The organism is Metabacillus sp. KUDC1714 (genome assembly GCF_014217835.1).
Classification (GTDB): domain Bacteria; phylum Bacillota; class Bacilli; order Bacillales; family Bacillaceae; genus Metabacillus; species Metabacillus rhizosphaerae.
In genome coordinates this window covers 1,243,021-1,265,232 of the sequence record NZ_CP055263.1, presented here as the reverse complement: position 1 = coordinate 1,265,232, position 22,212 = coordinate 1,243,021, and the positions used below count along the sequence as shown (strand labels likewise).

The window sequence follows — 22,212 nt, the reverse complement described above, 5'->3', positions numbered from 1 at the left end:
CTTCGGAGTTAGCCTTTTTAATTTAATAGTCTTTATAAAATAGAACATGGTATGATTATTTGTGAATTCATACATAGTTTTAAATTGAAGCGAGGGATGCTAGTTGAAAATTTTTCGTGCAGCTTTGAAAGAGATAGATCTTGTGTCAACCTTATTTAATGAGTACAGAATTTTTTATGGCAAGCAAGCTGATCTTGAAGGAGCAAAGACCTTTATTGAAGAACGTATGAGATTTAATGAATCCGTTATTTTTCTAGCAATGGATGGAGAAAGTCCAATGGGGTTTGTTCAACTGTATCCCATTTTCACATCAGTAGGTATGAAACGTAAATGGCTGCTTAATGATTTATTCGTAGCCGAAACATATCGTCGCCATGGTGTTGGTAAAGCATTAATGAATCAGGCAAAAGAGTTTGCTTTAGAAACAAAAGCTGCTGGAATTCTTTTAGAAACAACAAAGGATAATACAAAGGCTCAAGCTCTTTATGAACAGTTAGGCTATGTGAAAGAGGATGCTGTATTTTTCTACAACCTTTCTCTGTAACATCCAAACTATTTTTCGAATAGGAGATCAATAATGGTTTTAAAAGTTATATTAGCGTTATTCCTTCCGTTTTTACTCGTTATCCTCTTTACTAGAGTGTGCTATAACCACTATGTTGGTACATCCTTAACAGCGGCTCTACTTATAGCTTCATATGTAAGAGGATTTACAGACGATCCGCTTATCATTGCATTGGACATTATCTCACTTGTCGCAGGATATTTATATGCGCGAAAAATGAAAGCAGAGTTAATAAGGAAGAAATAGGTTTGAGTATCGTCAAAAGTAGATATACTTAATAGAGAGATGGGAGCTACCTGGTGGTGCTCTTTTTTCTTTGGTTGAAGGTAAAGGATGGAGTAGTTGCAAGATTATGGGCGGAATTTGCAAGATTATCATGAAAATTTGCAAGATTATGAGCAGAAGTTGCAAAATTTCATCCAAAGTTGCAAGATTTCCCCAAGTTTGCAAAATTCTAAGCTAAAGTTGCAAGATTAACATAAAAAGTTGCAAAATCCAAAGCCAAACTTGCAAGATTAAATTAACGATTAACATCCGAATTACACCGATCTTACATACCTAAATAAAAAATACGAACTATAGTTCGTATTTTTAGTGATTTTCCATATAAATGTGGTAAACTATTACTATTGAAACTTTCTGAATGGAGGCTTTTGCGTGAGCGAGCAATTTGAATTAGTCTCGAAATACAAGCCACAGGGTGATCAGCCTAAGGCGATCCAGTCATTAGTCGATGGAATTCAGCAAGGAAAAAAACATCAAACATTGCTAGGTGCAACTGGAACAGGTAAAACCTTTACTGTTTCAAATCTTATAAAAGAAGTGAATAAACCCACATTGGTTATTGCCCATAACAAAACATTAGCTGGGCAGCTATATAGTGAGTTCAAAGATTTTTTCCCAAACAATGCTGTTGAGTATTTTGTAAGTTATTACGATTATTATCAGCCTGAGGCATATGTTCCACAAACCGATACATTTATTGAAAAAGATGCAAGTATTAATGATGAAATCGATAAGCTTCGTCACTCAGCTACATCGTCTTTATTTGAACGTAATGATGTCATCATTATTGCCAGTGTTTCGTGTATCTATGGCCTCGGTTCTCCAGAGGAATATAAAGAGCTTGTTGTTTCTTTAAGAACAGGCATGGAAGTTGAAAGAAACCAGTTATTGAGAAAATTAGTTGATGTTCAATATGAACGCAATGATATAGATTTCCGCCGGGGTACTTTTCGGGTTCGTGGGGATGTTGTTGAGATCTTCCCGGTTTCCCGAGATGAGCAATGTATTCGCGTTGAGTTCTTTGGTGATGAAATCGACCGGATTCGTGAGGTCGACGCATTAACAGGTGAGATTTTAGGAGAGCGTGAGCATGTTGCGATTTTCCCTGCATCCCACTTCGTAACTAGAGAAGAAAAGATGGAGAAGGCCATCGTCAATATTGAGGCTGAGCTTGAGGAACGTTTAGCCATAATGCGCGAAAATGGCAAGCTTCTTGAGGCACAGCGTCTTGAGCAGCGAACAAGATATGACCTTGAGATGATGAGAGAAATGGGCTTTTGCTCAGGGATTGAGAACTATTCACGTCATTTAACACTTCGTCCAGCAGGCTCAACACCTTATACATTGCTTGACTTCTTTCCCGATGATTTCTTGATTGTCATCGATGAATCACATGTTACATTACCGCAAATCAGGGGTATGTTTAATGGTGACCAGGCTCGTAAGCAAGTATTGGTTGATCACGGCTTTCGCTTGCCGTCAGCTATGGATAACCGTCCACTTCGCTTTGAAGAATTTGAAAAGCATATTGAAAACATTGTGTTTGTTTCTGCAACACCTGGTCCTTATGAAATGGAACACACTCCAGAAATGATCGAGCAAATTATTCGCCCAACAGGACTTTTAGATCCAACCATTGATGTCCGTCCTATTGAAGGACAAATAGATGATCTAATTGATGAAATCCATGCTAGAGTGGCGAAAAATGAACGTGTACTAATCACAACACTAACGAAAAAAATGTCTGAAGACTTGACGAACTATTTAAAGGAAATTGGGATAAAGATAAATTATCTGCATTCAGAAATTAAAACATTAGAGCGGATTGAAATAATAAGAGAGCTTAGACTTGGTAAATATGATGTTCTTGTTGGGATTAACCTGTTAAGAGAAGGGCTAGATATTCCAGAGGTATCATTAGTCGCGATCCTAGACGCTGACAAAGAAGGATTTTTACGTTCAGAGCGTTCCCTTATCCAAACAATTGGTCGTGCAGCACGAAATGCAGCAGGGCATGTTATTATGTACGCAGATAAGATAACGAATTCAATGGAATTGGCCTTAAATGAAACGAAACGCCGCCGTGAAATTCAACAGGCATACAACGAAAAACATGGCATAACACCACAAACAATTCAAAAAGATATTCGTGAAGTAATTCGTGCAACAGTTGCAGCTGAAGAACTGGAAGAGTATGAAACATCGATCACGAAGAAATTGACAAAGATGACGAAAAAGGAACGAGACAAAGTCATTTCAGAAATGGAAAACGAAATGAAGGAAGCGGCAAAGGCTTTGAACTTCGAACGTGCTGCTGAATTACGTGATTTAATTTTAGAGCTTAAAGCGGAAGGATGAAACAATTATGGCAATGGAACATATCGTTGTGAAGGGAGCGCGTGCTCACAACCTAAAAAATGTAGATGTCACCATTCCGCGTGATAAGCTTGTTGTTTTAACTGGTTTATCAGGTTCAGGTAAATCTTCGTTGGCTTTTGACACCATTTATGCAGAGGGACAAAGACGTTATGTTGAATCCTTATCAGCATATGCGCGTCAATTCCTCGGACAAATGGATAAACCTGATGTAGATGCGATCGAAGGACTGTCACCTGCGATTTCAATCGATCAAAAGACAACGAGTCGAAATCCACGTTCTACAGTTGGAACGGTAACGGAAATCTATGATTATTTACGTCTATTATTTGCAAGAGTTGGTCGACCAACATGTCCAATCCATGGAATTGAAATATCTTCGCAAACGATTGAACAGATGGTTGATCGGATACTAGACTATCCTGAACGAACAAAGCTTCAAGTTCTTGCACCGATTGTTTCTGGTAGAAAAGGGACACATGCTAAGGTATTTGAAGATATTAAGAAACAAGGTTATGTCCGTGTTCGTGTTGATGGTGAAATGCAGGAGCTATCTGATGAAATTGAATTAGAGAAAAATAAAAAACATTCGATAGAAGTTGTGATTGACCGTATTGTCGTCAAAGAAGGTGTTGCCTCTCGTTTAGCAGACTCCCTTGAATCAGCATTACGACTTGGTGAAGGGAGAGTTATAATTGATGTGATGGGTGAAGAAGAGCTGCTTTTTAGTGAGCACCATGCTTGTCCACAATGTGGCTTCTCGATAGGAGAACTAGAACCAAGAATGTTTTCATTTAATAGCCCATTTGGTGCTTGTCCTGAATGTGACGGACTTGGAACAAAGCTTGAAGTTGACTTGGATCTAATTATTCCGAATAAAGATCTTTCGCTTCATCAGCATGCAATTGCACCGTGGGAGCCAACAAGCTCACAGTATTATCCACAATTGCTTGAGGCAGTATGTAATCATTATGGAATTGATTTGGAAATTCCAGTTAAAGACATTCCAAAGCACTTGCTGGATAAAATTTTGTTTGGCAGTGACGGAGAAGAAATTTATTTCCGTTATGAAAATGATTTTGGACAAATTAGAGAGAACTATATTCAATTTGAAGGTGTTGTTCGAAATGTTGAACGACGATTTAAAGAAACGAGCTCAGACTATATCCGTGAGCAAATGGAAAAGTATATGGGTCAGCAAAATTGCCCTTCTTGTAAAGGATATCGTTTAAAGAAAGAAACGCTCGCTGTTTTAATAGATGGAAATCACATTGGTGAGATTACGAAGCTGTCTGTACAGGATTCCCTTACCTTTTTCGAACATGTTTCGCTATCTGAAAAGGAAAAGACCATTGCAAACCAGATCTTAAAAGAAATTAGTGAGCGCCTAGGGTTTTTAAATAATGTTGGACTCGATTATTTAACCTTGAATCGCGCAGCTGGTACTTTATCTGGTGGAGAGGCTCAGCGGATTAGGCTTGCCACGCAAATTGGCTCACGATTAACAGGTGTTTTGTACATACTTGATGAGCCATCAATTGGCTTACATCAACGTGATAATGATCGCCTGATTGGGACGATGCAAAACATGCGTGACATTGGCAACACGCTAATTGTTGTTGAACATGATGAAGATACAATGCTTGCTGCTGATTATTTAATTGATATTGGTCCAGGAGCAGGAATTCATGGGGGCCAGATTATTTCAGCAGGGACACCGGAAGAGGTTATGAATGATGCTAACTCGTTAACCGGTCAATACTTATTAGGTAAAAAGTTTATTCCATTACCATTTGAACGTAGGAAGCATGATGGACGATATATTGAGATCAAAGGTGCCAAGGAAAACAACCTTAAAAACGTAAGTGTAAAGTTCCCTCTAGGTACATTTATTGCTGTAACAGGAGTATCAGGATCAGGAAAAAGTACATTAGTTAATGAAATTCTTCATAAATCACTTGCGCAAAAGCTTCACCATGCAAAAGCCAAGCCTGGTGAGCATAAAGAGGTAAAAGGAATTGAACACCTAGAAAAGGTAATTGATATTGATCAGTCTCCGATTGGTCGAACACCAAGATCAAATCCTGCGACATATACGGGTGTGTTTGATGATATCCGCGATGTATTTGCAACAACGAATGAAGCAAAAGTACGTGGATATAAAAAAGGCCGCTTTAGCTTTAATGTGAAGGGTGGACGATGTGAAGCTTGCCGTGGAGATGGAATCATTAAAATCGAAATGCACTTTCTTCCTGATGTGTATGTTCCTTGTGAGGTATGCCATGGCAAACGCTACAATCGTGAAACTCTTGAAGTTACCTATAAAGGGAAAAACATTTCAGACATTCTTGAAATGACAGTAGAAAATGCTGTGGAATTCTTTGAAAACATTCCGAAGATTAAACGTAAGCTTCAAACCATCTTTGATGTGGGCTTAGGCTATATCACACTAGGGCAACCTGCAACAACATTGTCCGGCGGTGAAGCACAACGAGTAAAGCTAGCTTCAGAATTACACAGACGCTCAACAGGCCGTTCCTTATACATTCTTGACGAACCTACAACAGGACTACATGTAGATGATATTGCTCGTCTCTTGAAAGTATTACAAAGACTAGTAGAAAACGGTGATACTGTATTAGTCATTGAACACAATCTAGATATTATTAAAGCGGCAGACTATCTTGTAGACCTAGGTCCGGAAGGTGGAGACAAAGGCGGACAAATCGTTGGCGTTGGAACACCAGAAGATATTATGAACAATGAGAAGTCCTACACTGGAAAATATTTAAAACCAGTAATTGAACGTGATCGTGACCGAATGAAAAAGTTAATTAAAGAGAAAGAGGAAGTTGCGCAGTAAAAAGTTGATTTCCTAAGGTATCCAGTTAGAGAGAGCATCGAAGTAACAATCGATGCTCTCTTTTTTTGAAATATATTTTAACAAACCTAAAAAATAAAATAGTGAAACCTCTCCAACTTTCATACGTATTAAAGATAAGGAGAGTGAAAAGAAATTGGATAAAACGAATAAAGCGCTAGCATCATTGAATTATTTTAGTGTGTTTTTTGCACCGTTTCTTTTGCCGATTGCGATCTATTTTATTGTCGACCATAGTGAAGTGAAGCAGCATGCTAAGAAGGCACTTATCTCTCATATTATTCCCTTTTTATCGGTGCTGGGCGTGATAGGGATGATTGTGTTTAGCGGTTTTTCTAATCCTTCTGAAGCAACCTTTTTAACCGTATTCTTCGGAGGTTTTCTTGTTGTTGGGTTAATTAATCTGATTGTTTTTATTTGGAACATTGTTAAAGGAATTAAACTCTTATCAGGAATATAAGCTTTTTTAGAAAGGCTGACTCGCAAACTTTGTTGTTATTTACTAAGTGAAGCGATGTGGTTGATTTCCGCTCCAGATGCTCGCTTTCCGCGGGGCGGGCGGTGAGCCTCCTCGGCGTAAACGCCTGCATGAGTCTCACCTGTCCCGCTACTCCCGCAGGAGTCTCGCACTTCCGCTCCAATCAACCTGAAATAGTTTTTGTTTTTAAAGTAACAATCTCTTAGAAAACAACCTTTAGAAAACGTTAAATCAGGGGAGGAAATATGATGAAAGAACAAAGAATACGAATTTTAAAACTTGTTGAAGATGGAAAGTTATCTGCGGACGAAGCATTGTCTTTAATTGAGGCTCTAGATCGTGATGAACAATTAAAAGAAGAAAAGATAACAGCATTATCAACAGAAGTCATTGATTATAACCATGAAGATAATGCTAAACAACCCCATGAGAAGCAATCATCATTAGGTACGAAATTAATGGATTGGGTTGATACAGCGGTGAAAAGGGTAAAGGAGCTCGATCTTGATTTGAATTTTGGGAAATCGATTGATATCCACCATATCTTTCAATTTCAAGGTGCATCCTTTCATGACATCGATATCAATTTTCCAAATGGTAGTGTGAATATCCAACCATGGACTGAGCAGGATATTCGAGTAGAATGTGATGCGAAAGTGTACCGTGCAGAGAATATGGAGCAAGCACGACAAAGTTTCTTATCTGAAGTTGAATGTACACTAGAGGGAAATCGTCTTATTCTTCATTCTGATAAAAAAACAATGAAAATCAATGTCGTATTGTATGTTCCAGAACAAGCATATGATCAAATAAAGATAAAGCTGTTTAATGGTCCAATAAGAGGGGAAGATTTAAATGTAGACACTATCAAGGCAAAGACTGCAAATGGTGTATTATCATTCTCTTCTATTAATGGTAAGCATGGTGAGTTTGAAACAGCTAATGGTCAAATTAAGCTTTCAAATTCTAAGTATGAAAAGGTAGAAGTAGAATCGATCACTGGAATCATTCAGTTCAATGGATCTGCTGAGAAAATTGATGCACAAAGCTTTAATGGCAACCTTCAATTAACACTAGCAGATATGGCATGTGAAGCACTTTATGCAAAAACGACAACTGGGAATATTGAAATAAATATCCCAGAGGAAAGCAAAGTTATAGGTGAGTTTAAATCCAACCTTGGTGCATTATCAGCACAACTAAAGGATATCGACATTTCACTTGAGAAGAATGAAACGATTCAAAAGGAATTAAGGTTCAGAACAGCAAAGGAGACAAAGCTTTCTATGTTTGCTGATTCGAAAACCGGATCAATTTTGACTAAAAATATGTAAGGGTGAAGAGTATGAAAAAATTACACCGATCTCGCTCAGATCGAAAGCTTTCTGGTGTACTTGGAGGCTTGTCAGATTATTTGGGTATTGATGCTTCAATATTAAGGATATTATTTGTCATATTGCTTATACCTACTGGATTTTTTCCATTAGGTATTATCTATATTGCGTGGATATTCCTTGTGCCAGAAGAATCGGACATTATTTAAGATGATGAGATGGCTAGTTAGCATTCTTGTGAATGCAGTCATATTAATTGTCGTTTCTGGCTATTTTGATTCATTCTACTTAAGTGGGATCGGAGCGGCTTTAGGGGCAAGCTTCATCTTATCGGTTTTAAATGTACTTGTTAAGCCGTTTCTCATTCTGCTAACATTGCCTGTAACAGTTGTAACTTTAGGGTTATTTCTCTTTGTCATTAATGCGGTCACCTTGATGATTACTGAGGGTCTTATGGGGGACGCCTTTAATATCGATGGTTTCAGCACAGCCATACTTGCAGCCGTTGTTATTTCATTGCTTCATCTGATGATCCAGAAGGCGATCATTGAGCCGCTGCAAAAAAATAAATAAACGTTTGTTTAAATTTGAGTAGAGAGTCTGTCTCGCTCTTTTTTTATAGGTAATCCGCGCTTTCTAATGGTAAAAAAGCTAATTTCTGCACATACTACCATTGGGTGAAAAGCATGTACAAATTTAACAGTGTTTTTTTTGTCATATGTATCATGATTCTAATCTTTATACCAACACATCTTGTGAAGAGTAACACGATAGATCTGGTTAGTGTTGAGATCAATGGGAAAAATTTTTATCATGCTCATCAATATACTTCCGCAAAAAAGAATCACATACTTGTTAGTGAAAATGCAACAAGTACTGAACCACCGAAAACTTTTGCCCCAAAAGGAGAAAAGGAATTTTCAACTAAAAAATACTTTGCGCTTAAGGAAAATGACAGTGAGTCAAATAAAACTAAATCAGTAACAAAGTTTCCTTATCACCGTTTTGACGTTAAGGTGAATAATGATATACAACCATCAGATAATATTACTGTCCATTGGGAAGGAAAGTCTTTACCAGGAAGACAGGTAACAATGTATGGTTGGAATGTTGCGAAACAAAAGTGGCTGGAGATTGATCGGAAATTAGCCGGAAAATATCAGTTTGATCTTAATGGAACGGTCTCAGCTGGTGAATATGTAAAAGATAAAAAGATAAGTGTCATTGTTCAGGATCAAGTAGGATCATCACAGTCAAAAAGCTATGATTACTCTTTTGTCTGGATGTCTGATACTCAATATTATGCACAAGATCATCCTGCCGTGTTTAAGACATTAACAGAATGGATTTCACAAAATAAAGCTGTGATGAAAATTAAATATGTCTTTCATACTGGTGATATCGTCAATAAGGGTGGCGATGAGAGGCAATGGAAACGTGCTGATTCTTACATGAATACATTAGACGTAGCGAAAATCCCATATGGAGTACTCCCAGGAAATCATGATAAAGGTGACGACTTTAAGCAGTATGAGCGATATTTCGGAGAGAATCGATTTTATGAAAAATATTATTATGGTGAGTCGTATCAAAATAATCATGGCCATTATGATCTAATCTCTGCGAATGGTAAAGATTATGTTTTCCTTTATATGGGCTGGGATATCGAAGAAAAGGACATAGAGTGGATGAACAAGGTATTAAAGCGTTATTCAGACCGTACAGCGATCTTAGCGTTTCACGAATACTTAGAAAAAAACGGTAAGAGAAGTCAACAAGGCAATGAAATTTTTGAAAAGGTAGTTGTACCAAACAAAAATGTTGTTGCGGTTCTTTGTGGACATTATCATAATAGTGAATTATTAGTGGATGAAATTGATGATAATTTTGATGGGATTTTCGATCGGAAGGTTTATCAACTGCTTGCAGATTACCAAAAGGGACCTAAAGGTGGTAACGGCTTTATCCGTCTTCTTCATATTGATGAGGAGACGAATTCAATTGATGTTCAGACATACTCACCCCACCTGGATCAATATTTCTATTACGATCCCGATAAATACCCTGGTAAGGATGCATTTTCAATGGACATAGATGTAAAAAGAACGGAAAAAATGATTGCGACAAGTTACTTTGAAATAAATGTTTATAAGAAAATACGAGATGAAAAGGTTGTTTTTTCACCTTGAAAAAGCCAAATTCAAATAGCTGAATTTGGCTTTTTCGTAGGGTAGCTTAACTAGTCACAATGATAGCTTCATAACCCTTGCTTTTTAATTCCTCAGCAAGTTTTTTTGCATTTTCCTTTTCGTTAAAAACACCGACTTGCACCTTGAAAAAATCGTTTTCGGGAGTTGGATTTTCTATTTTACTCTTTCTTTTGAGCTTGTAATATGAAACAATTCCCTTTACAATCGCCTCTGCACATCGATTCCGATACTCACTTGTACGTAGTAGACCTGCTTCAGCTTTGTTGGTCATAAATCCACATTCACAAAGGATTGCTGTCATGCTTGTTGTTTTTAACACATGAAAATTAGCAGTCTTGACGCCACGATCTTTCCTAGAAGTTTCTTTTACAAGGTTAGCCTGGACAATTTTTGCTAATTCATAAGCAGCCTTAGGTTTCGATGAATAAACATATGTCTCGATACCAGCGGCTGACGTCCATTCTTTCCCGTTTCCATGTGCATTCGCATGAATTGAAACAAATAGATCAGCCTTCGCTTGATTTGCCTTAGCAGTCCTTTCACTTAATGGAACATCTTTTTTGTCTGAATGTGAAAATTGCACGGTTACATGTTCGTAGGTTAAAAAAAGTTTTTTCATTTCATTTGCAACAGCGCGATTAAATTCGTATTCCTTCATCCCATCTACCGTTCTTTTTCCAGGTGTTTCATACCCATGTCCTGCATCAATCATGATTTTCATTAATTTACCCTCCTATTAGTTTCTTCACTGTTTATATAGGGAGTTTAGTGCAGGAGAGTAGCGTTAAAGTAAAATAATATTTTGGAATGTTATGTTCTAATGCTAAAATATAAACAGAGTCTTTCTTAACATTTGAAAAGGAATACAAGGGTATATCCAAGCTTGTTATAAACTATAGTGAAAGCCCTTGTCATAAAGGAGGATAAATCGTGCCTAAAGTTCGCACAAAGGATCTTATTGATAAATTTAATTTTGAGGTAATTAGTGGAGAAGAGGGAATTAATCGACCAATCATTACAAGTGATTTGTCTCGTCCTGGTATTGAAATGGCTGGGTTCTTTACATATTATCCAAAGGAACGAGTTCAATTGCTCGGAAAAACTGAGCTTTCATTTTTTCATCAATTAACAGAACAAGAGAAAAAGCATCGAATGGACGAGCTTTGTACAGATGTTACACCTGCAATCATTCTTACGAGAGAAAATGAACCACCTGCTGAATTAATTGAAGCTTCAAATCGTGATGGTGTTCCTGTTCTACGATCACCAATGAAGACGACAAGATTATCTAGTCATTTAACAAACTTTCTCGAAGGAAAGCTAGCTCCAACTACTGCAGTACATGGTGTATTGGTAGATATTTATGGAGTCGGTGTATTAATAATTGGTAAAAGTGGCGTTGGTAAAAGTGAAACAGCTCTTGAACTAGTAAAACGTGGTCATCGTCTTGTTGCAGATGATTGTGTTGAAATTCGTCAGGAAGACCAAGATACATTAGTTGGTAGTGCTCCTGAGTTAATTGAGCATCTTTTGGAAATTCGTGGGTTAGGAATAATCAATGTCATGACATTATTTGGAGCAGGCGCTGTTCGTAGCTTTAAGCGGATTACACTTGTCATCAACCTTGAGCTCTGGGATCAAAATAAACAATATGATCGCCTTGGTCTTGAAGAAGACAAAATGCGAATTATTGATACAGATGTGACAAAGCTAACTGTTCCAGTTCGACCTGGACGAAATTTATCTGTCATTATCGAGGTTGCTGCAATGAATTACCGATTAAAGCGTATGGGTGTAAATGCTGCAGAGCAATTTACAAATAAGCTCGCTGGTGTCATAGAAGATGCTGATCGCGAGGAAGAATAGGATTTTGTTTTAGAAAGGGTCAGACCCCTCATATCTAAGGGTGTTGTTTTGAGGGGTCAGACCCTAAGATAGTACATAGATTATATATATTAAAAATAAGTATAGAGGGAGTTGAGAGAATGGAAGAGAATTTACAGCCTCTTGATCCAATATTTCTTGAATTAGGACCGATACAAATTCATTGGTATGGAGTCATTATTGGTGTTGGAGCATTACTCGGGCTTTTACTTGCAGTTAGAGAAAGTGAGAGAAGAGGGTTACATAAAGACACGTTTGTTGATGTGGTGTTATTTGCAATCCCAATGGCAATTTTAGGGGCAAGGGCATACTATGTCATTTTTCAATGGGACTATTATTCTCAAAATCCCGGTGACATTATAAAAATATGGAATGGTGGTCTCGCTATTCATGGTGGGCTTATTGCGGCAATTATTACTGGTGCAATCTATGCTAGAGTAAAGAAAATTTCCTTTTGGCAGCTTGCTGACATCGGTGCACCAAGTATTCTCCTAGGTCAGGCAATTGGTCGTTGGGGGAACTTTATGAATCAAGAGGCACATGGCGATACAGTTTCAAGGGAGTTTTTAGAGGGATTAATGCTGCCTGATTTTATCGTAAATCAAATGTATATAAATGGCGCTTATTATCATCCAACCTTCCTATATGAATCCTTGTGGAATTTTGCTGGAGTTATCGGTTTGCTGTTGTTAAGAAAAGCTAATTTTAGACGTGGAGAGCTGTTTTTAACTTATGTCATTTGGTATTCGGTCGGTCGCTTCTTTATAGAAGGTCTCCGAACAGATAGCTTGATGCTTACAGAGACTTTACGAATTGCTCAGGTTATTTCGATTGTTTTAATTGCAGTTGCTGTAGGAATCATGATTTTCCGCCGAGTAAAAGGACATTCTAACGTAAGATACTTAGATTCAAGTCAATAAAGGTATTACACATCAAGGAGAGGTTGGCTATGGGGAATAGTTTAAAAAGTGGCTTTCAAGCTGGGATCCAGACAACCTGGACATTAGGAAAGGTGATCTTTCCAATCACGTTAATTGTTAGTTTGCTACAGCATACGCCTGTACTAGATTGGTTGGCAACGCTGATTACCCCGATTATGGGAATCTTCGGTTTATCTGGGGAAGCGGCAATCCCGTTAGTCATCGGCAATTTTCTTAATCTGTATGCAGGGATTGCGGCGATTTTATCGCTTGATTTAACTGTGAAAGAGGTTTTTATCTTAGCTGTCATGCTATCCTTTTCACACAATTTACTTATTGAGTCATCTGTTGCAGCAAAAGTTGGTCTTAAGCTGTGGGTAATCCTATTTGTAAGGATTGGTCTTGCCTTCGTATCCGCCATCGTTGTGAACCTTGTCTGGCAGGGTGGTGGAGAAATGGCCCAATATGGTTTTGTAAGCAAAACAGAGGTTGTCCCAAACGGTTGGTTGGAAATCATTGGTTTGGCCATACAAAAGGCAGGCTTAGGTGTTCTCCAGCTAGCATTAATTGTAATTCCATTAATGATTGTGATTCAATTTTTAAAAGACTTAGGTTTATTAACTGTTTTCACAAAATGGATGGCACCGGTGACAAGGATGTTAGGGATGAAAGAAAATACGTCGATGACATTAGTTGCAGGACTTACAATTGGATTGGCATATGGAGCAGGTGTGATGATCCAGGCTGTAAAAGAGGATAATGTAAGTCGCAAAGATTTAACGTTAGCGTTTATTTTCCTTGTTGCATGTCATGCGGTTGTTGAGGATACACTTATTTTTATTCCATTAGGAATTCCTGTTTTACCATTGCTTGCAATTCGTCTAGTTGTGGCAATCCTATTAACAATAACAATTGCGACGATCTGGCGGAAGGTAGAAGCTGTACCAAGTAGAAAGGAAGCGTCTTATGAAAATTAATACACTGTTATTTGATTTAGATGGAACATTAATTAATACAAACGAGCTCATTATTGCATCGTTTCTTCACACGTTAAATTCATATTTCCCAAGCAAATATAAACGAGAAGATGTTCTACCGTTTATCGGTCCAACTCTTTATGATACGTTTGGCAGTGTGGATCAAGATCGAATGGATGAAATGGTTAAAGTTTATCGTAAATTTAATCATGAACAGCATGATACCCTTGTAACCGAATATGAAACTGTTTTTGAAACAATTAAAACACTCAAGGAGCAAGGTTTTAAACTAGGGATTGTTACAACGAAAATTCGTGACACCGTGAATATGGGATTAAAGCTAACTAAGCTTGATCAATTTTTTGATGTAGTCGTTACCCTTGATGATGTTGAAAATGCGAAGCCACATCCTGAACCAGTTTTATTGGCGTTAAAGCAGCTTGATTCATCACCTGAGGAAGCAATCATGGTTGGCGATAATCATCATGATGTTGAGGCAGGGAAAAATGCTGGAACGAAAACAGCAGGAGTAGCTTGGAGTATTAAAGGTAGAGAGTATATTAGTAGCTATAACCCAGATTATTTATTAGAAAAAATGAGTGATTTACTACCAATCGTCGGAGTGGAATGATGTGAGAAGAACGACTAGATACCCAGTTTCTGGCGCGAATTCATTATGGCATGTTTATAAGACAGTACCATTTTGGAAGGTTGTCCGAAACTTTATTGTCATTCAGCTCGCAAGGTATACACCATTTTTATCCGTGAAAAACTCTCTTTATCGAACCTTTTTAAAAGTGAAGGTAGGAAAACATGCTTCATTTGCACTAATGGTGATGCTTGATGTGATGTTTCCTGAGAAAATATCAGTAGGTAGAAATTCTGTGATTGGCTATAATACAACAATTCTAGCTCATGAGTATTTAATAAACGAGTATCGCCTAGGAGATGTAAAGATTGGCAACGAGGTGCTAATTGGTGCCAATTCTACCATCCTCCCTGGTGTGATCATCGGTGACGGTGCTATTGTCTCGGCAGGAACACTCGTCCATAAGGATGTTCCTGCAGGTGCATTTGTTGGTGGAAATCCAATGCAAATTATTTATACAAAAGAAGAGCTGGCAAAAAGGGACCTGGAGGCTGCTAGTAAAAACTAGTGGCCTTTTTGCATAATTCTGTATTCTCAAACTTGGTTGCTATTTACCAAGTAATGCAGTGTGGTTGATTGCAGCGAGAGATGCTCGCTTTCCGCGGGGCGGGCGGTGAGCCTCCTCGGCGTATACGCCTGCATGAGTCTCACCTGTCCCGCTGCTCCCGCAGGAGTCTCGCACTTCCGCTCCAATCAACCTTAAATAGTTTTCTTTTTAAAAGAAACAATCTTTTAGAACTGAGCCTTTGCTTAATAATGGGCCAAGCTATTGTCTGAAAACATAGGAAGGCCAAGCGTTAATCATGATTTAAATAAACGTTTGTTTAACTATATTTTAAAAAGACTGAATAAATAAACAATTAATAAATAGCGAAGGTTAGCCAAATTGTGTAATTAATTTCTTGAAAAAACTCCTTCACTTTGGTAGTATATTAGCATATTAGCGAAGTAAAGCATTCTGAAAATTACGACGGGGGTACAGAAACATGTTTATGTTTGAGAAACCGCTTGGAATGGTTGATACATTACCAAATCTATATGAAGTAAAGAAGAAAACGCGTCATGCGATGACAAATGTCATTGAGCAATGGGGCTTTCAATTTATTGAAACACCAACTCTTGAATACTATGAGACAGTTGGGGTTCAATCCGCGATACTTGATCAACAGCTTTTTAAACTATTAGATCAGCAAGGTCATACATTGGTGCTCAGACCAGATATGACAGCACCTATAGCTCGAGTTGCTGCATCTAAATTATATAATCATCTTTACCCTTTACGACTTGCGTATTCTGCAAATGTTTTTCGCGCACAGCAGCGAGAAGGTGGTCGTCCCGCTGAGTTTGAACAGGTTGGGGTGGAATTAATCGGTGATGGAACAACAAGTGCAGATGCTGAAGTGATTGCATTGATGATTGCTTCACTAAAGGAAGCTGGACTTGAGAATTTTAAAATTGCCATCGGCCATATTGGCTATGCAGATGCCTTGTTTAAAGAGGTTTTAGGAAATCAAGAACGTGCCGATGTTTTAAGGCGCTTCTTATATGAAAAAAATTATGTAGGCTATAAAGAGCATGTTAAAGGGCTGCCGCTATCTTCAATTGATAAAGAGCGCTTATTTAGTTTATTAACTTTACGTGGAGGCATTGATAAAGTAGCAGCAGCTAAAGATTTAGTCTCATCAAGGGCTGCACGTGACGCATTAGAAGAAATTACTCAGTTATGGTCTACACTAGAAGCATTTCATGTCACAGATTATTTAAAGCTAGATTTAAATATTGTCAGTCATATGAGCTATTACACTGGGATTTTATTTGAAGTCTATGCAGACAATGTTGGCTTTCCAATAGGTAGTGGTGGAAGATATGATCATCTTTTTGAAAAATTTAATCGAGCAGCACCAGCAACTGGATTTGGTTTACACATTGATCGCATTATAGAGTCTCTAAAAATGACAGATGAACAACAGCTACAATGTGTGATCTATAGTCTGGAACGCCGTACAGAGGCGATTGCCCATACAAATGAGCTTCGCATGAACAATAAACGAGTTGTCATGCAAGATATAAATGGAATTAAAGATGTTGATGCATTTACAAAGCATTTTGAAGAGGTAGTCTATTTTATCGGTTCAAGAAAGGAGGAGCTGTGAGGTGAAAGATGTGTTAACGATCGCGATGCCAAAAGGAAGAATTTTTGAGGAAGCTGCAGATATGCTTCGTAAAGCCGACTATCAGCTCCCACCTGAATTTGATGAATCAAGAAAGTTGATTTTAGATGTCCCAAATGAAAATATTCGCTTTATTTTAGCAAAGCCTATGGATGTTGTGACATATGTAGAGCATGGTGTTGCCGATGTTGGAATTGCGGGTAAGGATGTCATGTTAGAAGAAGACCGTGACGTTTATGAGGTTCTTGATTTAAAAATTAGTGAATGCTATTTAGCGGTTGCCGGACTTCCAAATGCAAAACTAACAGATGTTGCTCCTAAAGTGGCAACAAAATATCCGAATGTGGCATCAAGCTACTTCCGTGAACAAGGAGAACAAGTTGAAATCATTAAATTAAATGGTTCAATTGAGCTAGCACCATTGATTGGTTTAGCAGATCGCATTGTTGATATTGTTTCGACTGGAAGAACGTTAAAAGAGAATGGTTTAGTTGAGCTTGAGCATATTTGTCACATTACATCTCGTTTGATCGTAAACCCTGTTAGCTATCGTATGAAGGATGAGCCAATTGATGAACTAGTTGAACGGTTATCGAAAGTCATTGGAGGTTAATGCAATGAAAATTACCCGTATTACTGATAAAAAAGTATCGTTAAGACGAACAATTGATACTGGGACAGAAGAACAAAGGAAAATCGTTCAATCGATTATTTCAACCGTTCGATCTGACGGAGACAAGGCGCTTTTTTCCTACACAGAAACATTTGATAAAGTATCATTATCAAGCTTAAAGGTGACAGAAGAAGAATTTACAGCAGCATATGAAGAGCTGGATAATGAATTAGTTGAGATTATTCGTGAAGCAGCAGCCAATATTCGCTCTTTTCATGAAAAACAAAAGCGTGAATCTTGGTTTAGCTATAATGATGAGGGAACAATGCTCGGACAAAAAATCACAGCACTAGATGCAGTGGGGGTTTATGTACCAGGTGGAACCGCAGCATATCCGTCCTCTGTATTAATGAATGTGATTCCTGCACAAGTTGCTGGGGTAAAGCGGATTGTTATTACATCACCTCCAAATCAACAAGGTACACTGCCAGCAGGTGTTTTAGTTGCAGCCAAAGAACTTGGCATTGCTGAAATTTATAAGGTTGGTGGAGCACAAGCAATCGCAGCGTTAGCATATGGAACTGAAACGATTGCTGCTGTGGATAAGATCATGGGTCCAGGAAACATTTTTGTTGCGTTAGCAAAACGAGAAGTATTCGGTATTGTTGATATTGATATGATCGCAGGTCCAAGTGAGATTGTTGTCTTAAGTGATGAAACAGCAAGGGCAAATGAAATTGCTGCAGATTTATTATCACAGGCAGAGCATGATAAAAACTCATCTAGTATTCTCGTGACAACGTCGATGAATCAGGCTGAGGAAGTAAAGCTTGAAGTAGAAAAACAAGTTGCTACTTTACCTCGAAAAGAGATTGCTAAGGCATCTGTTGATACGTATGGTCATATTTACGTGACTGATGATCTAGAAACAGCAATTGCTGTTGTGAATGAGCTTGCTCCAGAGCATCTCGAAGTACTAACAGAAAATCCATTAGCGATTTTAAATGATCTAAAGCATGCAGGAGCGATTTTTCTTGGACGATATAGCTCAGAACCTGTAGGTGACTATTTTGCAGGTCCTAACCATGTGTTACCAACAAATGGTACAGCACGTTTTTCTAGCCCGTTAAACGTCGATGATTTCATGAAAAAATCGAGTATTATCTCATACAGTGAAAAAGCATTTACTAATAACTATGAAAAAATTGCAAAATTAGCTAGGCTCGAGGGATTAGAAGCCCATGCTCGTGCTTTGGAAGAAAGACGAAAATAAGGAGGAAATACTAATGACAAGAACGGCATCAGTTGAGCGTAATACAAAAGAAACACAAATTTCCTTATCATTTAACGTAGATGGAACAGGTCAGTCTTCACTTAAGACAGATGTTCCGTTTATGGACCACATGCTCGATCTTTTTACAAAGCATGGGCAATTTGATTTAACAGTAGAGGCAAATGGTGATATTGAAATCGATGACCACCATACAACAGAGGATATTGGTATCTGTTTAGGTCAGGCTCTGCGTGAGGCATTAGGTGATAAAAGAGGAATTAAGCGCTATGGAAGTGCGTTTGTACCAATGGATGAGGCCCTTGCACAGGTTGTAGTTGATTTAAGTAATCGTCCACACTTAGAGTTCAAAGGAGAGTTACCGAGTCAAAAGGTTGGAACATTTGATACAGAAAATGTTCATGAATTTTTATGGAAGTTTGCCCTTGAAGCACGTATGAACCTTCATGTGATCGTTCATTATGGACATAACACACACCATATGATTGAGGGAATTTTTAAAGCATTAGCAAGAGCTTTGGATGAAGCCACGATGGTTGATCCACGCATTGAGGGTGTTCTTCCTTCTACGAAAGGAATGTTATAAGATGATCGCCATTATCGATTATGGAATGGGGAATTTATATAGTGTTAGTAAAGCGCTAGAGCGAATGAACGTCGACTATATTGTTTCTCACGAGGAAGCTGTGTTAGAAAAAGCGGATGGCTATATCCTCCCAGGTGTTGGGGCGTTTAAGGATGCTATGGCGATATTAACGGAAGCTGGTTTAACAAGCTTTATTCAAAAAATCGTTGCAGAAGGCAAGCCACTCTTAGGAATTTGCTTAGGTATGCAGCTTTTGTTTGACGAGAGTGAGGAAAACGGATTAACAAAAGGTTTATCACTTTTACCAGGTAAAGTTGTGAAAATTCCTGACACGATAGAGGGAAACACGCTTAAGGTTCCACATATGGGGTGGAATGATTTGAACATACGAAATCAAAGTCCTTTACTTCAAGGTATTGATAGTGGCTATGCTTATTTTGTTCACTCTTACTACATTGATACTGAGCAAGGTGACACGCTTTTAGCAACAGCTGATTATGGTGTTGACGTTCCAGCCGTTGTTGGAAAAGGAAATGTGTATGGTACCCAATTTCATCCAGAAAAAAGTAGTGAGCTTGGGTTAGCCATTTTAAAAAATTACATTAAGATCGTGGAAGGAGAATGAAGATGAGCCAATTTATTATTTATCCTGCAATTGATATGCGAGGTGGCAAGTGCGTAAGATTGCTTCAAGGTGATTATGACAAAGAAACGGTATATGGCGATTCTCCTTTTGATATGGCAAAACAATTTGATGATCAAGGGGCAAGCTGGATCCATATGGTTGATCTAGATGGTGCTAAAGAGGGAAAGCTTGTGAATCATCAGCATGTAATTGACGCAGCTACAAAGCTATCAGCAAAAATTCAAATTGGTGGCGGCATTCGTACGGAAGAAGATGTGGAATTTTATTTATCAAATGGAGTCGATCGTGTCATCCTTGGTAGTGCGGCAATATCAAATCCTGAATTCGTAAAAAAGATGCTTGCTACATATGGTGAAAAGATTGCAATTGGCATTGATGCAAAGGATGGCTATGTTTCTACAGAGGGTTGGTTAAATACGTCAAATGTAAAAGCAACAGACCTTGGTAAAGAACTTGCTAATGCTGGTGCAGAAGTATTTATCTTCACTGATATTGCAACAGATGGCATGCTTTCAGGACCAAATGTTGAGGCAATCGTTGAAATGGCTAAGGCAACAAATAAGCAAGTCATTGCCTCTGGTGGTGTGAGCTCGTTAAAGGATTTAGAAACACTTTCTGAATATGAAAGTGAAGGAGTATCTGGTGCGATTGTAGGAAAGGCGCTCTACACGAATCAATTTAGTTTAACAGAGGCATTGAAGGTAGGAAATCCATCATGATCACAAAGCGTATTATTCCTTGCTTAGATGTAAAAGAAGGTCGAGTTGTAAAGGGAATCCAATTTTTAGGATTAAGAGATGCAGGAGATCCAGTTGAGCTAGCAAAGTTTTATGATCAAGAGGGTGCAGATGAGCTAGTCTTTCTTGATATTTCTGCGTCACATGAAGGACGGAAAACAATGGTTGATGTTGTTGAGCAAGTAGCAGCACAGCTTGCGATCCCATTTACTGTTGGTGGCGGCATAAATTCACTTGAAGATATGAAAAGAATACTGCGAGCAGGTGCTGATAAAGTATCATTAAATACAGCTGCTTTACTAAATCCAGAGCTAATCACAGAGGGAGCAGGATTCTTTGGTTCTCAATGTATTGTTGTCGCAATTGATGCGAAATATGATGAAGAATTAGGCAGCTGGCGTGTTTATACCCATGGTGGAAGAAATGCAACAGAATGGGAAGTTGTTCAATGGGCACAGGAAGCTGTTAAACGTGGTGCCGGAGAAATCCTACTAACAAGTATGGACAGTGATGGTGAGAAAAACGGCTTTAATCTCGCATTAAATAAAGCGGTAAGTGAAGCAGTAACTGTCCCTGTGATTGCCTCAGGTGGGGCAGGAAATGCAGAACATTTTTTAGCTGCCTTTGAAGAAGGAAAAGCTGATGCAGCACTAGCAGCATCAATTTTCCACTATAAAGAAACGTCCGTAAAAGAAGTAAAAGTTTACTTAAATCAACAGGGGGTGAATGTACGATGATTGAATCGATTAAATTTGACCAAAATGGGCTAGTTCCGGCAATCGTACAGGATGCGGCAAGTAAAGAAGTATTAACTTTAGCCTACATGAACGAGGAATCGTTAAAAAAGACGTTAGAAACGAAAGAAACATGGTTTTATAGCCGTTCTAGACAAGAGCTCTGGCACAAAGGTGGCACATCAGGAAATATTCAAAAGGTTGTTGAAATGAGATATGATTGTGACCAGGATGCGATCTTAGTTCTTGTACAACCAGCTGGACCTGCATGTCATACAGGTGCATACACATGCTTTAGTGAAACAATTGCTAAACAGGAAGTATCAGTCGTTCAAGATCGCTTTCAAATTTTTAACACATTAGAAAAACTTATTGCAGAACGTGAAAATGAACTTCCTGAAGGCTCTTATACAACCTATCTTTTTAATGAAGGTGTCGATAAAATCCTGAAAAAGGTTGGCGAAGAAGCATCAGAGGTTATTATCGCGTCAAAAAATAGAGATGCTGAAGAACTTAAATGGGAAGTAGCTGATTTGCTATTTCATTTAATGGTATTGCTGAGAGAACAAAAGCTTCCATTAGATGAGGTGTTAAGTGTGTTAGAAAAGAGACATGTTGCGAAGGACTAATGAAGTTGGTGAGAAAGAGTCTTTTTAGGGTCTAATACATACCTGATTTCAGATGCAACAACAGTCTTAGGTTTGAAAGATCAAAATGATAGATAGTATGTTAAATAAGCTTATTTAATGAAAGGGCGCTATCCTGGAACAAGGATAAGCGCTCATTTTTCATTTTTAGACCATTTAATTGAGTTTATAAACTAAGAAATGAATGCTTTATACAGGTTTCCAATATCTTGTTTTCAATAACCTATA

23 protein-coding genes are annotated in these 22,212 nt (G+C 38.2%); 22 read left to right on the top strand and 1 reads right to left on the bottom strand.

The window, feature by feature from the left end; genetic code table 11:
* Nucleotides 1-103 precede the first annotated feature (103 nt).
* The 9 genes from HUW50_RS06135 (at nt 104) to HUW50_RS06095 (ending at nt 10,108) form a co-directional block, all read left to right on the top strand.
* Nucleotides 104-544, top strand: coding sequence for a GNAT family N-acetyltransferase (locus HUW50_RS06135; RefSeq protein ID WP_066329281.1), 441 nt, complete (start codon nt 104-106; stop codon nt 542-544).
* Between the two features lie 33 nt (nt 545-577).
* Complete coding sequence (locus HUW50_RS06130) at nt 578-811, top strand: CsbA family protein (RefSeq protein ID WP_066329279.1); 234 nt, start codon at nt 578-580, stop codon at nt 809-811.
* A 411-nt stretch (nt 812-1,222) separates the two neighbouring features.
* Complete coding sequence (gene uvrB, locus HUW50_RS06125; protein ID WP_066329276.1) at nt 1,223-3,208, top strand: excinuclease ABC subunit UvrB; 1,986 nt, start codon at nt 1,223-1,225, stop codon at nt 3,206-3,208.
* A 7-nt stretch (nt 3,209-3,215) separates the two neighbouring features.
* Nucleotides 3,216-6,089, top strand: coding sequence for an excinuclease ABC subunit UvrA (uvrA, locus tag HUW50_RS06120; protein ID WP_066329274.1), 2,874 nt, complete (start codon nt 3,216-3,218; stop codon nt 6,087-6,089).
* A gap of 154 nt (nt 6,090-6,243) precedes the next feature.
* Entirely contained in the window at nt 6,244-6,567 is a 324-nt protein-coding gene (locus HUW50_RS06115; RefSeq protein WP_066329272.1) for a magnetosome magnetite crystal formation protein family, read from the top strand.
* A 266-nt stretch (nt 6,568-6,833) separates the two neighbouring features.
* On the top strand, nt 6,834-7,919 hold the full coding sequence (locus HUW50_RS06110; RefSeq protein WP_066329270.1) for a DUF4097 family beta strand repeat-containing protein: 1,086 nt from the start codon (nt 6,834-6,836) through the stop codon (nt 7,917-7,919).
* 11 nt (nt 7,920-7,930) lie between these two features.
* Entirely contained in the window at nt 7,931-8,128 is a 198-nt protein-coding gene (locus HUW50_RS06105; protein WP_066329269.1) for a PspC domain-containing protein, read from the top strand.
* Between the two features lies 1 nt (nt 8,129).
* Nucleotides 8,130-8,492 carry a phage holin family protein gene (locus HUW50_RS06100; RefSeq protein ID WP_066329268.1) on the top strand — a complete coding sequence of 121 codons (363 nt, stop codon included), beginning with the start codon at nt 8,130-8,132 and terminating at the stop codon, nt 8,490-8,492.
* 113 nt (nt 8,493-8,605) lie between these two features.
* Entirely contained in the window at nt 8,606-10,108 is a 1,503-nt protein-coding gene (locus tag HUW50_RS06095) for a metallophosphoesterase (protein WP_066329267.1), read from the top strand.
* 46 nt (nt 10,109-10,154) lie between these two features.
* On the opposite strand, the gene HUW50_RS06090 is transcribed toward HUW50_RS06095, so the two are convergent.
* Nucleotides 10,155-10,850, bottom strand: coding sequence for an N-acetylmuramoyl-L-alanine amidase (locus HUW50_RS06090; protein ID WP_185653779.1), 696 nt, complete (start codon nt 10,848-10,850; stop codon nt 10,155-10,157).
* A gap of 209 nt (nt 10,851-11,059) precedes the next feature.
* Here HUW50_RS06090 and hprK point away from each other — a divergent pair, with 209 nt between their 5' ends.
* The 13 genes from hprK to hisIE all read left to right on the top strand — a co-directional run bounded on the left by hprK (nt 11,060) and on the right by hisIE (nt 21,966).
* Complete coding sequence (hprK, locus tag HUW50_RS06085; RefSeq protein WP_066329263.1) at nt 11,060-11,995, top strand: HPr(Ser) kinase/phosphatase; 936 nt, start codon at nt 11,060-11,062, stop codon at nt 11,993-11,995.
* A gap of 119 nt (nt 11,996-12,114) precedes the next feature.
* On the top strand, nt 12,115-12,933 hold the full coding sequence (gene lgt, locus HUW50_RS06080; protein ID WP_066329261.1) for a prolipoprotein diacylglyceryl transferase: 819 nt from the start codon (nt 12,115-12,117) through the stop codon (nt 12,931-12,933).
* 29 nt (nt 12,934-12,962) lie between these two features.
* Nucleotides 12,963-13,910, top strand: coding sequence for a nucleoside recognition domain-containing protein (locus tag HUW50_RS06075; RefSeq protein ID WP_066329259.1), 948 nt, complete (start codon nt 12,963-12,965; stop codon nt 13,908-13,910).
* Complete coding sequence (ppaX, locus tag HUW50_RS06070; protein WP_066329256.1) at nt 13,900-14,541, top strand: pyrophosphatase PpaX; 642 nt, start codon at nt 13,900-13,902, stop codon at nt 14,539-14,541. The genes HUW50_RS06075 and ppaX overlap by 11 nt, the downstream gene beginning before the upstream one ends.
* Nucleotide 14,542: 1 nt before the next feature.
* Entirely contained in the window at nt 14,543-15,067 is a 525-nt protein-coding gene (locus HUW50_RS06065; RefSeq protein WP_066329254.1) for an acyltransferase, read from the top strand.
* Nucleotides 15,068-15,545: 478 nt separating this feature from the next.
* Nucleotides 15,546-16,712, top strand: a complete 1,167-nt coding sequence (locus HUW50_RS06060) for an ATP phosphoribosyltransferase regulatory subunit (protein ID WP_066329250.1) — start codon at nt 15,546-15,548, stop codon at nt 16,710-16,712.
* Between the two features lie 25 nt (nt 16,713-16,737).
* Nucleotides 16,738-17,343 carry an ATP phosphoribosyltransferase gene (hisG, locus tag HUW50_RS06055; protein ID WP_396652621.1) on the top strand — a complete coding sequence of 202 codons (606 nt, stop codon included), beginning with the start codon at nt 16,738-16,740 and terminating at the stop codon, nt 17,341-17,343.
* A gap of 4 nt (nt 17,344-17,347) precedes the next feature.
* Nucleotides 17,348-18,616, top strand: coding sequence for a histidinol dehydrogenase (hisD, locus tag HUW50_RS06050; protein ID WP_066329248.1), 1,269 nt, complete (start codon nt 17,348-17,350; stop codon nt 18,614-18,616).
* A 13-nt stretch (nt 18,617-18,629) separates the two neighbouring features.
* Complete coding sequence (hisB, locus tag HUW50_RS06045; RefSeq protein WP_066329247.1) at nt 18,630-19,220, top strand: imidazoleglycerol-phosphate dehydratase HisB; 591 nt, start codon at nt 18,630-18,632, stop codon at nt 19,218-19,220.
* A 1-nt stretch (nt 19,221) separates the two neighbouring features.
* Nucleotides 19,222-19,845, top strand: a complete 624-nt coding sequence (gene hisH / locus HUW50_RS06040) for an imidazole glycerol phosphate synthase subunit HisH (protein WP_066329245.1) — start codon at nt 19,222-19,224, stop codon at nt 19,843-19,845.
* Nucleotides 19,846-19,847: 2 nt separating this feature from the next.
* Entirely contained in the window at nt 19,848-20,585 is a 738-nt protein-coding gene (gene hisA / locus HUW50_RS06035; protein WP_066329243.1) for a 1-(5-phosphoribosyl)-5-[(5-phosphoribosylamino)methylideneamino]imidazole-4-carboxamide isomerase, read from the top strand.
* The gene (gene hisF, locus HUW50_RS06030; RefSeq protein ID WP_066329241.1) at nt 20,582-21,340 is read left to right on the top strand and encodes an imidazole glycerol phosphate synthase subunit HisF; all 759 of its coding nucleotides are present in this window, start codon (nt 20,582-20,584) and stop codon (nt 21,338-21,340) included. The genes hisA and hisF overlap by 4 nt, the downstream gene beginning before the upstream one ends.
* Nucleotides 21,337-21,966, top strand: a complete 630-nt coding sequence (gene hisIE, locus HUW50_RS06025) for a bifunctional phosphoribosyl-AMP cyclohydrolase/phosphoribosyl-ATP diphosphatase HisIE (RefSeq protein ID WP_066329239.1) — start codon at nt 21,337-21,339, stop codon at nt 21,964-21,966. The genes hisF and hisIE overlap by 4 nt, the downstream gene beginning before the upstream one ends.
* The last annotated feature ends 246 nt before the right edge of the window (nt 21,967-22,212 follow it).

Bases quoted from the DNA above. Each gene is read 5' to 3' on its own strand.
- HUW50_RS06130 (WP_066329279.1), top strand. From the start codon at position 578: ATGGTTTTAAAAGTTATATTAGCGTTATTCCTTCCGTTTTTACTCGTT.
- uvrA (WP_066329274.1), top strand. From the start codon at position 3,216: ATGGCAATGGAACATATCGTTGTGAAGGGAGCGCGTGCTCACAACCTA.
- HUW50_RS06110 (WP_066329270.1), top strand. From the start codon at position 6,834: ATGAAAGAACAAAGAATACGAATTTTAAAACTTGTTGAAGATGGAAAG.
- HUW50_RS06105 (WP_066329269.1), top strand. From the start codon at position 7,931: ATGAAAAAATTACACCGATCTCGCTCAGATCGAAAGCTTTCTGGTGTA.
- HUW50_RS06100 (WP_066329268.1), top strand. From the start codon at position 8,130: ATGATGAGATGGCTAGTTAGCATTCTTGTGAATGCAGTCATATTAATT.
- HUW50_RS06095 (WP_066329267.1), top strand. From the start codon at position 8,606: ATGTACAAATTTAACAGTGTTTTTTTTGTCATATGTATCATGATTCTA.
- HUW50_RS06090 (WP_185653779.1), bottom strand. From the start codon at position 10,850: ATGAAAATCATGATTGATGCAGGACATGGGTATGAAACACCTGGAAAA.
- lgt (WP_066329261.1), top strand. From the start codon at position 12,115: ATGGAAGAGAATTTACAGCCTCTTGATCCAATATTTCTTGAATTAGGA.
- HUW50_RS06075 (WP_066329259.1), top strand. From the start codon at position 12,963: ATGGGGAATAGTTTAAAAAGTGGCTTTCAAGCTGGGATCCAGACAACC.
- ppaX (WP_066329256.1), top strand. From the start codon at position 13,900: ATGAAAATTAATACACTGTTATTTGATTTAGATGGAACATTAATTAAT.
- HUW50_RS06060 (WP_066329250.1), top strand. From the start codon at position 15,546: ATGTTTATGTTTGAGAAACCGCTTGGAATGGTTGATACATTACCAAAT.
- hisG (WP_396652621.1), top strand. From the start codon at position 16,738: ATGCCAAAAGGAAGAATTTTTGAGGAAGCTGCAGATATGCTTCGTAAA.
- hisD (WP_066329248.1), top strand. From the start codon at position 17,348: ATGAAAATTACCCGTATTACTGATAAAAAAGTATCGTTAAGACGAACA.
- hisB (WP_066329247.1), top strand. From the start codon at position 18,630: ATGACAAGAACGGCATCAGTTGAGCGTAATACAAAAGAAACACAAATT.
- hisH (WP_066329245.1), top strand. From the start codon at position 19,222: ATGATCGCCATTATCGATTATGGAATGGGGAATTTATATAGTGTTAGT.
- hisA (WP_066329243.1), top strand. From the start codon at position 19,848: ATGAGCCAATTTATTATTTATCCTGCAATTGATATGCGAGGTGGCAAG.
- hisF (WP_066329241.1), top strand. From the start codon at position 20,582: ATGATCACAAAGCGTATTATTCCTTGCTTAGATGTAAAAGAAGGTCGA.
- hisIE (WP_066329239.1), top strand. From the start codon at position 21,337: ATGATTGAATCGATTAAATTTGACCAAAATGGGCTAGTTCCGGCAATC.